The organism is Caproicibacter fermentans (assembly GCF_014303955.1).
Classification (GTDB): domain Bacteria; phylum Bacillota; class Clostridia; order Oscillospirales; family Acutalibacteraceae; genus Caproicibacter; species Caproicibacter fermentans.
Map to the genome: position 1 here is coordinate 1,563,483 of NZ_CP060286.1, position 13,524 is coordinate 1,577,006.

A 13,524-nucleotide genomic window follows, 5' to 3' on the forward strand; every position below is an offset into this window, starting at 1 on the left:
AAAGAGCAAAAATAAAAGAACCGTCAAAATACCGGTTTAAATAAATCCTCACCGCCTGCCCCTCCCCGCTCGCAAGAAGAGCAAAAATCGAAAGCAATCCAATACTTTCGGTAAAAAAATAAAGGCGATTTCAGAATAAATTTCTGAAACGCCTTTGTTTTATGTGGGTAAATTCCACTTCCATAGCGCTATGCATCAACCAAACTATAGTAAGGATTATAACATAATCTTCCAGATCAGTCAAGACCTTTTTGACCGTCGGATAAAATATCGGAAATATTCTCCATAATCTTCCGCGCCACATCCGGTTTGTTCATGGCGTAAACGTGAATCGCCTTTACGCCGTTCGCCACCAGATCGATGATCTGTTCCGTGGCATAGGCAATGCCGGCCTGCTTCATCGCTTTGGAGTTATCGGAAAATTTATCCACAATGGCAAGAAAACGCGGCGGAAGCGCCGTCCCCGACAAGGCGCAGATCCTGCGGATCTGTTTGCTGCTGGTCACAGGCATGATACCCGCCGCAACCGGAACCCGAATCCCCTTTGCAAGAACGCGGTAAAGAAAATTATAAAAAATGTTGTTGTCGAAAAACATCTGCGTCGTCAAAAAATCACACCCGCAGTCGACCTTTTCCTTCAGGTGATCGATGTCGTCCTCCTTATGCTCGCATTCCACATGCCCTTCCGGATAGCAGGCGGCGCCGATGCAGAAATCTCCCGACGACTTAATCTGGCGAACCAGCTCCTTCGCGTACCGGTACTGACGCGGGGAGGGAAATTCCATTCCGGGAGGAATATCCCCGCGCAGCGCGAGAACGTTTTGTATGCCGCGGGATTTCAGGTCCTCCAAAACGCCGGAAACCTCATCCCTGGTGGAAGAAACGCAGGTTAAGTGCGCAAGGGCCGGTACGCCGCACCGCTGAATCAATTCGGCAATCTGAGCGGTGGATTTGGAGGTGCCCCCTCCCGCGCCGAACGTCACGCTCAAAAACGAGGGTGACAGCGATGCGATTTCCGTCACGACCTGCCGCGCCTGCGAAAAATCCGAGTCCTTTTTGGGCGGGAAAACCTCAAAGGAAACGGAAACGCCCTGACGATTGAGAATATCGACAATTTTCATATAGCTCCTCCCTGCTCTGACCCTGAAAAAGAAAAACCGTCTTCCCCACCGGGAGGACGGAATTCGCGATGCCTCTTCCTCGTCCCGGCGCCTCGCGGCGCCGGGCCTTACCGGAAACGGGAAAAGGTTATTTTTTGATTAGTTTATTATACAATGCCGACGTTCCCCCGTCAAGAGTGAAACGCAGGCAACCGTTTCAGGACAGATCGATTTTATCCCCGGCCGCGCCCAGAACGCACCGGCTTCCCAGAGCCTCTTTCAGCTGTGCGGAGGCGGTGATACCGGTACAGTGAAGCGGAATCACCTTTTGGAGGTCGGACTGCGAAAAATACTCCAAAGCTTTTTGAATCCGTTCCGGCCCTTCTCCGTTCAGATGCATTCCCGCGACCAGCGAACGAATTTTCCTGCCCGGAAAACACGCCCGCACATGTTCCACGCAGTTGACGACACCCCGATGGCTGCATCCGGAAAAGACGGCAAGGCCGTCCCCGTCTTTCACCACGAGAATCTGCTCGTCCTCCATATGGTCCGGAACCCTTTTCGCGCCTTCTTCCGTGAAAAAGCAGTCCTGTACGGATTCGAAAGAATTATAGCTTCCGATATTCCCAAGCGTCCAGACTCCCGGCAGAATTTCCGTCTTGCCCTCCGTGCTTGCGACCCGGCCTTCGGACTCCGGCGAGTCGCCCAGCCTCCACGGCATTCCGATATCCCGATACGCGCCGTTCGCGTCCAGGGTCAGCTTTTTCTGAAAAGCCTGGGGGGTGACATAGACCATCGCGCCGCTCTCCCGAAACGGGAAATACTCAAGCCCCCCGCAGTGGTCGTAATGCCCGTGGCTTAAAACGACCGCGTTGGCGGATTCCGGTTTCAGTCCGAGCGTATGGGCGTTTCGCAGCCATACGTCCGTCTGCCCGGCGTCAAATAAAATGCTCGTCCCGTTCCGCTCAATCCAGAGAGAGAGACCGTGTTCCGCAAGCAGGCGGCCGCGGGAGACATAATTGTTGCAGAGGATTCGGAATTGCAGCATGCCGTATCTCCTTTCCCTTGTTTCGATAAATTTCCTACGTTTCTATTATACCGCGGAATTTTCACGGTTACCATAGAAATCGGCGTGGGCCGCCCGCTTTTCCGCGGCCGGCAGCAAAGCCGCGTACTGCTCCTCCGGCACGGGGGAGAGAAAAATAATAGCCCTGCGCCGCCGCACACCGGATTTTTTTTAAAAATTCAAGCTGCTCCTCCGTCTCCACGCCTTCGGCGACCACCGTCATATGCAGCTTTTTCGCAAGCCCCGTCACCGCGGAAACAACCGCTCTGCCGCGCTCGCCGGAATTCAGTCCGTTTAAAAATTCCCGGTCCAGTTTCAAGGTCTGTGCCGGAACGTCATAAAGCATTTTCAACGAAGAGTAGTCCGAACCGAAATCGTCGATCGACAGGGAAAAACCCGCGTCGGTCAGCTTTTTCATTGCCGCTTCCAAAGCAGGGCCGTCCTGCGCAAACGCGCTTTCCGTCACCTCGAGCTCCAGCAGACCGGCCGGCACGCCGAATTTTGCCGCCTGAGCGCGGTATTCCTCCGCAATAGAGAAATCAAGCAGATTCACGCGCGACAAGTTGACGGAAACCGGAGCAGGCTCCCTCCCCTCGTCCATCCACTTCCGGATGTCGCTGCAAACCTGCCGGAATACATAGCGGTCCAGCTCCGCGATTTTCCCGGTTCGTTCAAATTCAGGGATAAACTCACCCGGCGGAACAAGGGTCTGCGGGTTCGTCCGCCACCGCACCAAGGCCTCCGCGCCGAAGAGCGTTTCCTCCGCGACGGAATACTTCGGCTGATAATAAACAACAAATTCCCGGTTCTGCATCGCGGGCGACAGACGGTCCGCCATATTTTTCAGCGTAATCTGCCTTGTTCGTATCTGTTCGTCATAAAAGGCGCAGGGAAGTTTCTCGTAAGTTCGACCGGTTTTCAATGCAATTACGGCGCGGTTGACAAGCTCCCTGACATCCGCCGTGCCCGCCTCAGGGCACTCGCAGACTCCGAAAGCCGGAGAAAGCTCGTAATGAATCCCATAAAACTCAATGGTATTTTTGAGGTCGGCGCAAATATTTTTAATTCGCAAGCACAGTTCTTCTCTGTCTTGAAAAGACAACAGAAGCAGGAAACGGTCGGCGTAAACGTGAGCGCTCAGCTCGCCTTCTTCCGTATGTCTCATAAAAACCCAATGAATTCCGTGGAGCACCCTCGTGCCGTTGCGATAGCCGAACACTTCGTTGATTCCCCGGAATCCCCGCACATGAAAAGCGATTACCGCGTAATTTTTATTTTCGGCGGACCTGAGCAGACTGCCTGCCTCCGCCAGAAATTTCCGTTCGTTCGCACCGCCTGTGACGGGGTCTTCATTTGACGCTGCTTCCAACCTGTGGTTCAGGCCTTTTCTGCTCTTTTGCGCCGTAAACAAAGCAAAAATCCCCGCCGCCGTAAGCACCGGGCTCAAAACGTTCAGGCTTCGATTGAATTTCACCGCCCTGCACCATCCTTTCCCTGTTAATTTTTACCGGAGAAAGGATTTTATTCATTTTGAATTCGTGAAAAGCCCGCCCCGCGGGGTTCCTCCGTCATCGATTCAGCACAATTTTTTCCATGCAAATACTGTCGGGCTGGCCGATATAACGTCCGAACCCCGGAAAATCAAGACACCACCGTCTCCAGACCGTTCGATCGATGAAACGGTGCCTTTTTGCTCTGAATCTCCTCCGAATACCGTTCCAAGGGTTCTCTCCTGCCCCGGGCGAAGAGGCCGCGGGAGCCTCTTTTGGGGTAAGTCAGATTTGCTTTTCCCGCCATTCGTCCGAAAAGGTCTTATAAAGGCGAAACAGCTTCACGCGGTTCAGAACGAGGAAGAGCGCCAGATTTATCCCCCAAAGCTGAAAGTATAAAAGTGGAAACTCTTTCAGGTACAGGTATCCCCCCGTCAATAAAAGCCCGAACACCACCATAAAGCCGTCCGCTTCCGAAGACGGTGGACGGCCATGGGCAATCAGCCTCGCGAGAATCGCCAAAATGGCCAGAATGACCGCGTAGACAAAAGAAACCTCAAACCCGGTCGCCGCGCTCCAGACGCCGAACGTCACCGCGATGGACTTTCCGCCCCTGAATTTTAAAAACGGGGAAAACGCGTGACCCAGTATCGGAGCAAACAGAAGCAGCACAAAATACGGGTTTTCCCGGGCAGTCGAATGAATGAGAAAAAGGACAGGCAAATATCCCTTCATAAAATCCAGCAGAATCCCCAGCAACCCAAGCCGGTACCCGGCGGCGTTCCACAGATTAAACGCTCCCGGGTTCCCGTCGCCGGTTTTCTGAATGTTTTTTCCCGCCAGAAGCCCCAGCCAATAGGAAAACATCAGGGAACCGCAGCCGAAAGCGGCGGCGAAACAGAAAAACGTCATCCGTCCCGCCCCCTCCCGACCGGGATATCCCGTCCCTTCCAGGTAAAGCTGCCCTTTGCTTTCAGCCTGTATAGGGAATACAAAACCGAGACCAGGAAGAAAAGTGTGGAAATAAAATGCAGAAGCGGCATCAGCAAGCCATATCGGCCCGTATCTTTTCGAAAGTACAGAAACTGAACCGCGTAAAGCAGATAACCCGCGGCGAACGGAACCGCCAGCGGGTTTTTCAGAAGAATCAGAACGGGCGCCGCTCCGGAACAGATCAATCCGACCAGCCAGCACACAATCAGCGCAATCGTCTCAGGTTTCAGCGTCGCAGCCCCCGGCATCGCGCCCTTCGCAAAACCCTGCAGCTCACTGAAAATTCCGTTCGGATACATGCGAAACGAAACCAAACGGTTGGAGAGATAGGTGCACACTGGAACACCGGCTTCGCAGAATCGCTTTCCAAGATTGATATCCTCCAGCAGCTCGGCCTTTACGCCGCTGTGACCATGGATTTTTTGGTAATCCTTTCTTGCAGCCACAATGCAGGAGCCGTACAGTCCTTTTGTCTGGCTTTTTCGTTCAAACGGGGAAGTGAACGCAAAGATCCCAAGCAGACACAGAACAAGCGATAATTTTTCATAGAATTTTTCCGCAGTATGATAAGGAACGACGGAAATCACCCCCGCCCGACCTTTCCCGCTGTGCCAGAAGAGACTTTAGTGCGTCCGGCGCAAGGCGAACGTCGGCGTCCAGAAAGACAAGGATCTCGCCGGTGGATTTCAGGTACCCGTTCCAAACAGCCCAGTTTTTTCCCGTCCAATGCTCGGGCAGCGGGGCGCTGTGGACCACGGTCGCACCGAACCGCTCGGCGACATCAGCGGTCCGGTCGGAGGAAAAATCGTCAATGACAAGGACTTCGTCCGCCCGCCGGGTCTGCCGCTGTAGAGATTCCAGCAAAAGCGGTAGATTCCGTTCTTCGTTACGTGCCGGAATGATCACCGAGACCGTACGGTCAAAGGGACTGCTGCTGATCGGCAGCCGCATTCGCGCGTATAAAACAAATCCCGTAAAGCATTCCAGGAAAAGAAGCAAAAAAACCGGCATGTACCTCTTCCTTTCCAACCAAGTATCTTTCTATGTATAACCTTATTTCCATTATATGATTCTTTACCAAATATTACAACAGACAAAATCACAGATTTGTCCCTAAAAAAGTAAAATCCCCGGCATCTCCCGCCGGGGGTTCAAGCAGACTCCTATTCAAAATTCCTTTCGAACCGCTCGTTCAGCGGCACGTCTCCTTCAACAGCGCTGAGAAAATTTTCGATCTGCTCCAATGCCGTCGCCGGAGCGTCAGAAAAAACAAAAAGCAGATGGTCCACCGCCTGCGAGCATTCCGGGTCCGGAGCACTCCCCGCGACCAGCCCCTTTCCCTTTTTGGAAAATCCCGTGATAAAAATCAGAATTTTCAATGCCTTCTTCAGTGTTTTTCTGGGTGAATACAGAACGGAAAGGCAGCACCTCATAAAAAACAGGCTGCGGTCAAGCTGTTTATGTACCGCATCCGGATAAAACGGTACGGCGCAGGCTGTCGCGCCGCTGCCCTTTGGAATCAGCGGTTTCGGGGAAAACAGGTTGGGGTCCACGCGCTGCCGACGCATCAGCAGGCGGTCGAATTCCGTCTCGATCGCCGCATGCGACAGTCCGTCCTGCTTCATAAATTCCCGGATCACCGGATGACAGCCGCTGTCCAGTGTAAAATGACAGATAAAGCCGATGATATATGCCAGCCGGCCGGCATCACCGCTGTTTTCCCGCAGCACGCTGGCCGCATTTTCCATGAAACCGGAGGCCGGCTCCCAATGAATTTTCACACCCGTGACCGGCTTTCTGCGCAGCGGATGATAATAGAACAAAAGGTCGGGGCCCTGAAGTCCCAAAAGATATTCTTCCCGATGGTCCTCGACCACACGCAGTAAATCTTCCGGCAGCAAGTCCTTCACTTTCAATCCGAATAAAAAATGCGCGTAAAGTCCCGGCAAACAATTCCTCTCCTTTTCAAGGCGTTAATACAAATTATACATGAGCTTTATTAACAACTTGTTAATTTTTTGAAAAGGAATGGATTTACAGCCAGCAAATACTGTCTCCTTTTTGCTGTTTACTTTTCTTTTTCAGTCTTGCCAGCTCTTCCGTCAGCTCAAGCCGGTCGTGAAACCGGGCGTTCCGGTCCAGAATTCCCGCGGCGGAAATGGAAATCAGAGGAAATTTTTCCCTTCTGCCCTTTCTGTTCTCCGCTATGATGTACCCGTTCCGAACATCCTGCGGATTGTAAAATTTCAGGATTCTTTGCCGAAAATCCCCGATAACCCGCTCACAGTATTCCCGGCCCGCTTCGCACTGCATTACGGCGACAAAATCATCACCGCCCACATGGCCGACAAACTGGTCGTTCGGAAGGTGTTCCTGAAGAACATCCGCAAGCAGTTTGATCACGGAATCCCCGTTTTCAAACCCATACACATCGTTATATGCCTTGAAATTATCTATATCAAAATAAATCACACAGTAAGGCTTTTCACACGCCAGGCATTGGCTGATCTTATGCTCGATCAGCACGTTCCCCGGCAGCCCCGTCAAAGGATTCTGATATTTTGCGTTGACCACTTCGATTTCCGTAGTTTTCTGCAAAAGGTCTTTGATGGTGACGGTCCCCAGATATTTCCCGTCGCGCGTGACCACGATAAAGTCGTAGAGCTTTTCCGGCGGGCGCGACATGGCCGCGTTGGAAACCGCGTTGATCGGCGTGGTGGATTCCACGGATAAAAAATCGGTATCCATTAAAAAGGAAACCGGCTTATTCTGGTGCAGGCTGAAGCCGTACCGCCCGCTGAGCTGCAGAACAAAATGGGATTTTGTCACGACTCCCAGAACCGCCCCGTCCTTCACCACACAGCATCCGAAGGCGTCCGGGTCGTTTTTCAGCTTGTCAAATACCGTCTCCACTTTCATTTCCGGAGGGATCGTTTGGGTGGGCGTGCAGATATTCGAGATGTAAATATTGCTGGCCTGGGTCCCAAGCACATGCTTTTTTCTGCGGTTCAGCTCGAGAATCAGGTCTTTCACAGCCGGGTCTGCGTCCCGTATCTCCTCATCCGGCCTGCAAAGAAAATATCCCTGCGCGTACTGAACGCCAAGGTCCACCAGCGTAACCAGCTCCCGCCGGGTCTCGACCCCCTCCGCGATCAGGCAGATACCGGCCGTCTGGGAAAGTTCCACCATGCTTTTCACCAGAGCGTAGCGGATGTTGTCGCGGTCGATTCCGCGGATCAGGTTCATATCGAGTTTGATATAATGCGGACGGATGTCGCCGATCAGATTCAGCCCGGAATAACCCGCGCCGGCATCGTCCACCGCGATATGGTAATTCTGACCCTTGTAATGCTCCACCGTACCGACGAATCCCTGCATGTCGGCAACCGCGTTGCGTTCCGTAATCTCAAAAATAATATTTTCAGGCCGGATGCCGTATTGCTTTAAGTACTGGCACGTAAAGCCCTGGCGGAACTTATCGTCGTGCATAATGTTCGGATTCACGTTCAGGAACAGCTTTTTCTCATAAGCCGCGTGTTCCGAGTTCAAAAAAGCGGTTTTCAGGGCGGTCGTGCGGCAGAGCAGTTCCAGGTCCCACAGCCGGTCGCTTTCGCCCGCCGCCTGAAACAGCTGCTCTGGATTGCGAATGCTCGTGTCACAGGTCATTCGGCTGAGGGCCTCGTGCCCCAAAGAGGAACCGTCCCGCAGCGAAACGATCGGCTGAAAAACGGTTTTGATGCATTCCCCGTCAATAATCCTGTTAAGGTCTTCGGTGAGCTTTTCGTCCACTTTGATCCCTTTCTTTCCGCTTCTTTTCGATCCGATTCGTGCCTATTATAATTCATCGGGATATTTTTCCTGTTAACAGCACGTAAAAAGAAGGTTAAAACTTTTCTCATTTTCTAACAATTCCTGAACGCAATCTTAACTGACTCTTCCATTTATCACGGTATACTGATTGCAGAAAAGGGATAAGGAGAAATTGTAAATATGATAAAAAAAACAGTGCGGAAAAGACAAGAAAAGCGCCGCGGCATCACCTTAAAGCTGGTGTTCGCGTTCTGCGCGGTCTCGGCTGCCTCCGCGGTTGTGGCCGCCATGGGAATTTACGGAACGAGCGCGGCAAATTCGGCGGTCTCCGACTCCAACCGGATGGCGCAGCGCCTGCCGGTCGCCGCCCGCGCAATGACAAGCCTTTCAAGAATCGAGTCGGCGGCGCGGGACGCCGTAATCAATTTTCACAATTCCGAGCTGTTCGAAGCGGATCAAAAGTCCATTGAGAAGAATCTGGCCGCGTACCGCTCTTACGAAGCGAAGCTGCTGCAAGCGGAACAGGAGGAAAGCGCCGCAGCGGAACTGACGGCGGCTTCAAAGCTGTTTCAGCAGGAATTCGAGCCGGATATCACCGGTTCCCTGAAAGCGGCCGACAGCAACCAGTTGGCCCAGGCGGACAGCCTTTTGCAGAACTCCGTCGCTCCGGAAGATACCATTTTGCAGCATTACCAGAATTTCATGGAGATTCAAAACCGTGCCGCCGCCGGCGCGGAGGACGGCGCCCGGCGAAAGACCCGGGCTCTGTTTCTGATTCAGGGTGTCTTCTCACTGTGCGTGGTGGCCGCCTCCCTGTGCTTCGGCATTCGATTTTCCCGTTCCATCGGCCAGCCTCTCGCGGCTATTTCAAAAACCGCACGGCAGTTTTCAAACGGCGACCTGGGCCAGGTGATTTCCTACGCGGAACGGGACGAAATCGGCGATCTTGCCGATTCTCTGAACGCATCTTTCCGCCGGCTTCAGCTTTCTGTTTCGCAGATTGCCGCCGCCCTCAAAAGCCTTTCGGAAGGGGATTTTACCGCAGAGGATCTGCCGGACTTTCCGGGCGATTTCGCCCCGCTGACCCGTTCCGTCAACCTTCTGCGCAATACGATCGGCGGCTCCTTCTCACAGATCAGTTGCTCGGCAGGCCAAATTGAAATCGGCGCGGCGCAGGTTTCGGAAAGCGCGCAGGCGGTCGCCCGGGGCGCCGACGATCAAAGCAACGGCGTTGCGCGCCTGACGGACGCCGTCAGCGCGATTCACCAAGAGGCAAGAGAAAACGCGGATGATATTGCCAGAATTTCAAAAGACACAGGCGCCGCCCTGATGAGCGTTACGGAGAGCGACCGTCAAATGAAGCAGCTTCTTGAGATCATGGAGGGAATCCGAAGCTCCGCCGAACAGATGCGGCTGGTTCTGTCGCAGATCGATTCCATCGCGTTCCAAACCAATCTTCTCGCGCTGAATGCATCCGTAGAAGCGGCAAGGGTCGGCAGCGCGGGCCGCGGTTTCACGGTTGTCGCCGCGGAGGTGCGTTCGCTCGCGGAGCGAACGGCAGCCGCCGCAAAACAGACAAACCTTCTGATCGGAGACTCCGTGCAGAGAATCGGAGAGGGCTGCGAAAAAGCGAAAGCAACGGCCTTTGAACTGGAAAAAGCCACAGACAGATTCGTAAGAATCAACGGAAGCATCGGGAAAATAACCGCCGCTTTCAAAGATCAGGCGGAAGAATCCAAGCAGGCGGCGCTGGCCGCAAGACAGGTCGGCGCGGTGGTCAGGGCAAACGCGGATTTGTCGTCTCAAAGCGCCGCGGCCGGAGAAGAGCTTTCCGGGCAGTCGGAACTGCTCCGGCAGCTGCTGAGTCAGCTTCGCCTGAAAGCGGACGAGGTCTGAGGGAAAAAAGGCAAAATGTTTTCATTCGGCTAAATCATGTGTTCTGAATCCAAACGTGTTTGGAATATATTGTATTGACTACACGGAAGGATCTGATTTGATGAACCATGAACAGAAAGCCGAATTTCGCACCTTCCGGGGATACCAGTTGATCAGCCAGAAGGAGGGGCAGCTGACGCCCGCGATGGAGGATTATTTGGAAATGATTTTCCGTCTGTGCAGCAAAGACGGCTATACGCGGGTCGGCAGGCTGTCGGAGCTGCTGCATGTGAAGCCGTCTTCCGCCTCAAAAATGATGATGAAGCTCGCAGAAATGGGTTATTTAAAATACGACCGGTATGAAATTATACTTTTGACGGAAGCGGGGCTCAATGCGGGTGAATACCTGCTGGAACGCCATAATACCGTCGAACAGTTTCTGCTGCTGGCGGGGAGCAGCGATTCTCTGGAAGAAACCGAATTGATTGAGCATTCGCTCAGTGAAAAAACAGTTGCGTGCCTTAAAACCATGCTGGAGTTCTTTCAGTCCGACCCAGAATCGCGGAAAAGATTTACCGAATTTAAAAGCCGCCTTTAACGGCGCCCGAAAAGGGCGTCTTTTTTTAAGCTCTTGCACATGACGTTACGTAATGTAGTAAACTTGAATTTGTCAGGAGACGATGCAATATGAATGAACCAAAAAAGCAGTATTTTACAATTGGAGAACTTTCCGAACTTGTGGGAGTAACCGTGAGAACGCTCCAGTACTACGACAGAACGGGGCTGCTGAAAGCGATGTTAAGCGAGGGCGGGCGCAGAATGTATACCCGCGACGACGTCATCAAACTACAACAGATTCTGTTTTTAAAATCGTTCGGTTTTTCTCTGGAAGAGATCGAAAGGAAGCTCCTGCGGAACAAAGGCGCAGAAAATTTGAAGGCCATGTTTACCGAACAGCGCGAGATTCTCACCCGGCAGGTGGAGAATCTGCGGAAAATGATCGCCGCGCTTGACGCCGTGATCTGTGAAATCGGGGAACAGCAGGACGTCGGAATCGATCGGCTGATGATTTTAATGAAACTGATGAAACAGGGGAATCCCTACGCCTTTGTTCTGCGATATTTCAACGGAGAAGAGGTGAAAAAGATCCAGGACCGGTTCGGACAGTCGGAACAGAGTCAGGAATTTGTAGAAAAGGCTGAGGAACGTTTCAATGAGTTGAAAACGCTGCATCAAAAAGGGGCTGATCCAAGAGGCAGGGAAGGGCAGGCCCTTGCCGCGCGCTGGTGGGAAATGGTAACGGAGTTTACACAGGGAGACGCGGACCTGCTGAAATCGCTGATGTCCGCCGGCAGCGACACGAAAAACTGGCCTGCCGATACGGAAGATTTCCGTGACGCAATCCATCATTTCCTCGCGGACGCGCTCACCTTTTATTTTCAAAGCAATCATATTCATTTGCCTGAACAGGAGGAAAACCATCATGAGTGAATCCATAGTCAGTATTCAAAACCTTGTGAAAAGGTACGGCGCGTTCACCGCGGTAAACGGCGCCGACCTTGAAGTCCGCCGGGGCGAAGTATTCGGCCTTCTGGGACCAAACGGGGCCGGCAAGACGACCACTCTGGAATGTCTGGAGGGAATGCGCCGCGCGGACGCGGGACACATCCGGATTGCCGGCTGCGACCCGTTCCGGGAAGCCTCGGTTCTGCGAAAAAAACTGGGCGTGCAGCTTCAGTCCTCTTCCCTGCCGGAGTACATTCTGGTCGGCGAAGCACTGGAGCTGACCGAAGCCTGGTCGTCCGGTTCCGCGCCGGAGGGCCTGATTGAGGAGTTCGGCCTGCAGGATCTGATGAAAAAGCAATACCGGCAGCTTTCCACCGGACAGAAACGCCGGCTGAACCTAGCGCTTGCGCTGGTAAAAAATCCGGAAGTGGTGGTTCTGGATGAGCCGACCGCCGGATTGGATGTACAAAGCCGGGCATTGCTCCATGATAAAATCAGAAAGATTCGGGCACAGGGTGTTACAGTCCTGCTGGCCACGCACGATATGGCGGAAGCGGAAGACCTGTGTGACAGAATCGCGATTTTATTAAACGGGAAAATTGCCGTCTGCGGCACGCCCGAAGAAGTGACGGCAGCCGGTAATCAAGAAACCAGGATCCGGCTGAGAACTGCAAGGGGCTCCCTGCTGCCCGGTTCCGACCTGAGCGGCGCCGCGTTTGTCCGCGAAAAAGACGGTTACCTGGAATGGAAATGCCGCGACCTTGTTCTCACCATCACCGAGCTGTTCCGGCAAATCTCCGATCGGGAGGATTCCGTGGATGACCTTCGTGTGGAACGCCCCAGCCTTGAAGAACGATTTCTGGAGCTTGTGAAAGGAGCCTGACGGATATGAACGCTTTTTTTCGCTACCTGATGATTCAGTTTAAAATGGATCTGCGTGACAGAGGATTTCTTCTCAGTTTTTATATGATGCCCCTGATCTTTTTTGCCGTGATGGGTGCGGTGTTTTCCTCCATCAATCCGCAGATGAAAACAACCCTCGCCGCCACCATGACCATCTTTGCCGCGACAATGGGCGCAGTGATGGGTTCCCCGACGCCGCTTGTCCACCTGAGAGAATCCGGGACGCTGCGTGCCTTCCGAGTCAATGGAATTCCGACATCGGCAGTGCTGTCCGTTCACTCCGTCAGCACATTCTTGCACCTGTTTCTTGTTTCATGCGTCATTTATGTTCTTTCTCCGGTTCTGTTTCACTCACAGGTCCCTCAGTCTCCGCCGCTGTACTTTGCCGCGGCCGCGGCTTTCCTGTTTGCCAGCATCGGGGTCGGTATGCTGATCGGGTCCTGTGCACGCGGACAGTCGCAGGCCACCGTAATTTCCATGCTGGTCTTTATGCCCTCCATTCTGTTCAGCGGGATCATGTTTCCTTCCTCCATGCTTCCCGAACCGTTTTTATGGCTGGGGCGCATCTTCCCCGCAACCTATGCGCTGCAATCGTTTTACGGGCTGGCCTATCGGATGCAAACCGATTTGGACGGACTCCTGTCCCTGGCGGCGGTTTTGGGATTTGGCATTCTGACGTTCTTGCTCGCGACCTGGCGGTTCCGGCAAATAGGGGAAACCGAACAAATTTAAATTATGGTACGGAAAAAGGCCCCCGGTTGGCATCGGAGGCCTTTCAAAG

13 protein-coding genes are annotated in these 13,524 nt (G+C 53.2%); 5 read left to right on the forward strand and 8 right to left on the reverse strand.

Going from position 1 to position 13,524, the window contains the following annotated elements; translation table 11 throughout:
• Positions 1-236: 236 nt before the first annotated feature.
• The 8 genes from metF to HCR03_RS07770 all read right to left on the reverse strand — a co-directional run bounded on the left by metF (position 237) and on the right by HCR03_RS07770 (position 8,438).
• Entirely contained in the window at positions 237-1,121 is an 885-nt protein-coding gene (metF, locus tag HCR03_RS07740) for a methylenetetrahydrofolate reductase [NAD(P)H] (RefSeq protein ID WP_066649405.1), read from the reverse strand.
• Positions 1,122-1,317: 196 nt separating this feature from the next.
• Positions 1,318-2,148 carry an MBL fold metallo-hydrolase gene (locus HCR03_RS07745; RefSeq protein ID WP_187037478.1) on the reverse strand — a complete coding sequence of 277 codons (831 nt, stop codon included), beginning with the start codon at positions 2,146-2,148 and terminating at the stop codon, positions 1,318-1,320.
• A gap of 67 nt (positions 2,149-2,215) precedes the next feature.
• Positions 2,216-3,640 (reverse strand): putative bifunctional diguanylate cyclase/phosphodiesterase, encoded by a 1,425-nt coding sequence (locus HCR03_RS07750; protein ID WP_187037480.1) that lies wholly within the window; start codon positions 3,638-3,640, stop codon positions 2,216-2,218.
• Positions 3,641-3,941: 301 nt separating this feature from the next.
• On the reverse strand, positions 3,942-4,568 hold the full coding sequence (locus tag HCR03_RS07755; protein WP_187037483.1) for a glycerol-3-phosphate acyltransferase: 627 nt from the start codon (positions 4,566-4,568) through the stop codon (positions 3,942-3,944).
• On the reverse strand, positions 4,565-5,236 hold the full coding sequence (locus HCR03_RS19535; RefSeq protein WP_207727270.1) for a hypothetical protein: 672 nt from the start codon (positions 5,234-5,236) through the stop codon (positions 4,565-4,567). The genes HCR03_RS07755 and HCR03_RS19535 overlap by 4 nt, the downstream gene beginning before the upstream one ends.
• Complete coding sequence (locus HCR03_RS19540) at positions 5,193-5,660, reverse strand: glycosyltransferase family 2 protein (protein ID WP_207727271.1); 468 nt, start codon at positions 5,658-5,660, stop codon at positions 5,193-5,195. The genes HCR03_RS19535 and HCR03_RS19540 overlap by 44 nt, the downstream gene beginning before the upstream one ends.
• 152 nt (positions 5,661-5,812) lie before the next feature.
• Positions 5,813-6,598 carry a zinc dependent phospholipase C family protein gene (locus HCR03_RS07765; RefSeq protein WP_066649420.1) on the reverse strand — a complete coding sequence of 262 codons (786 nt, stop codon included), beginning with the start codon at positions 6,596-6,598 and terminating at the stop codon, positions 5,813-5,815.
• 85 nt (positions 6,599-6,683) lie between these two features.
• Entirely contained in the window at positions 6,684-8,438 is a 1,755-nt protein-coding gene (locus HCR03_RS07770; protein WP_228725148.1) for a GGDEF domain-containing protein, read from the reverse strand.
• A 201-nt stretch (positions 8,439-8,639) separates the two neighbouring features.
• On the opposite strand from HCR03_RS07770, the gene HCR03_RS07775 reads away from it, so the two are divergent.
• The 5 genes from HCR03_RS07775 (at position 8,640) to HCR03_RS07795 (ending at position 13,475) form a co-directional block, all read left to right on the forward strand.
• On the forward strand, positions 8,640-10,355 hold the full coding sequence (locus HCR03_RS07775; RefSeq protein WP_187037485.1) for a methyl-accepting chemotaxis protein: 1,716 nt from the start codon (positions 8,640-8,642) through the stop codon (positions 10,353-10,355).
• A gap of 100 nt (positions 10,356-10,455) precedes the next feature.
• Positions 10,456-10,932 carry a metal-dependent transcriptional regulator gene (locus HCR03_RS07780; protein ID WP_066649653.1) on the forward strand — a complete coding sequence of 159 codons (477 nt, stop codon included), beginning with the start codon at positions 10,456-10,458 and terminating at the stop codon, positions 10,930-10,932.
• Positions 10,933-11,021: 89 nt separating this feature from the next.
• The gene (locus tag HCR03_RS07785) at positions 11,022-11,825 is read left to right on the forward strand and encodes a MerR family transcriptional regulator (RefSeq protein WP_187037486.1); all 804 of its coding nucleotides are present in this window, start codon (positions 11,022-11,024) and stop codon (positions 11,823-11,825) included.
• Complete coding sequence (locus HCR03_RS07790) at positions 11,818-12,723, forward strand: ABC transporter ATP-binding protein (RefSeq protein WP_228725149.1); 906 nt, start codon at positions 11,818-11,820, stop codon at positions 12,721-12,723. The genes HCR03_RS07785 and HCR03_RS07790 overlap by 8 nt, the downstream gene beginning before the upstream one ends.
• A 5-nt stretch (positions 12,724-12,728) precedes the next feature.
• Positions 12,729-13,475: an ABC transporter permease gene (locus HCR03_RS07795; protein WP_187037488.1), complete on the forward strand. Its 747-nt coding sequence runs from the start codon at positions 12,729-12,731 to the stop codon at positions 13,473-13,475.
• Positions 13,476-13,524: the final 49 nt, after the last annotated feature.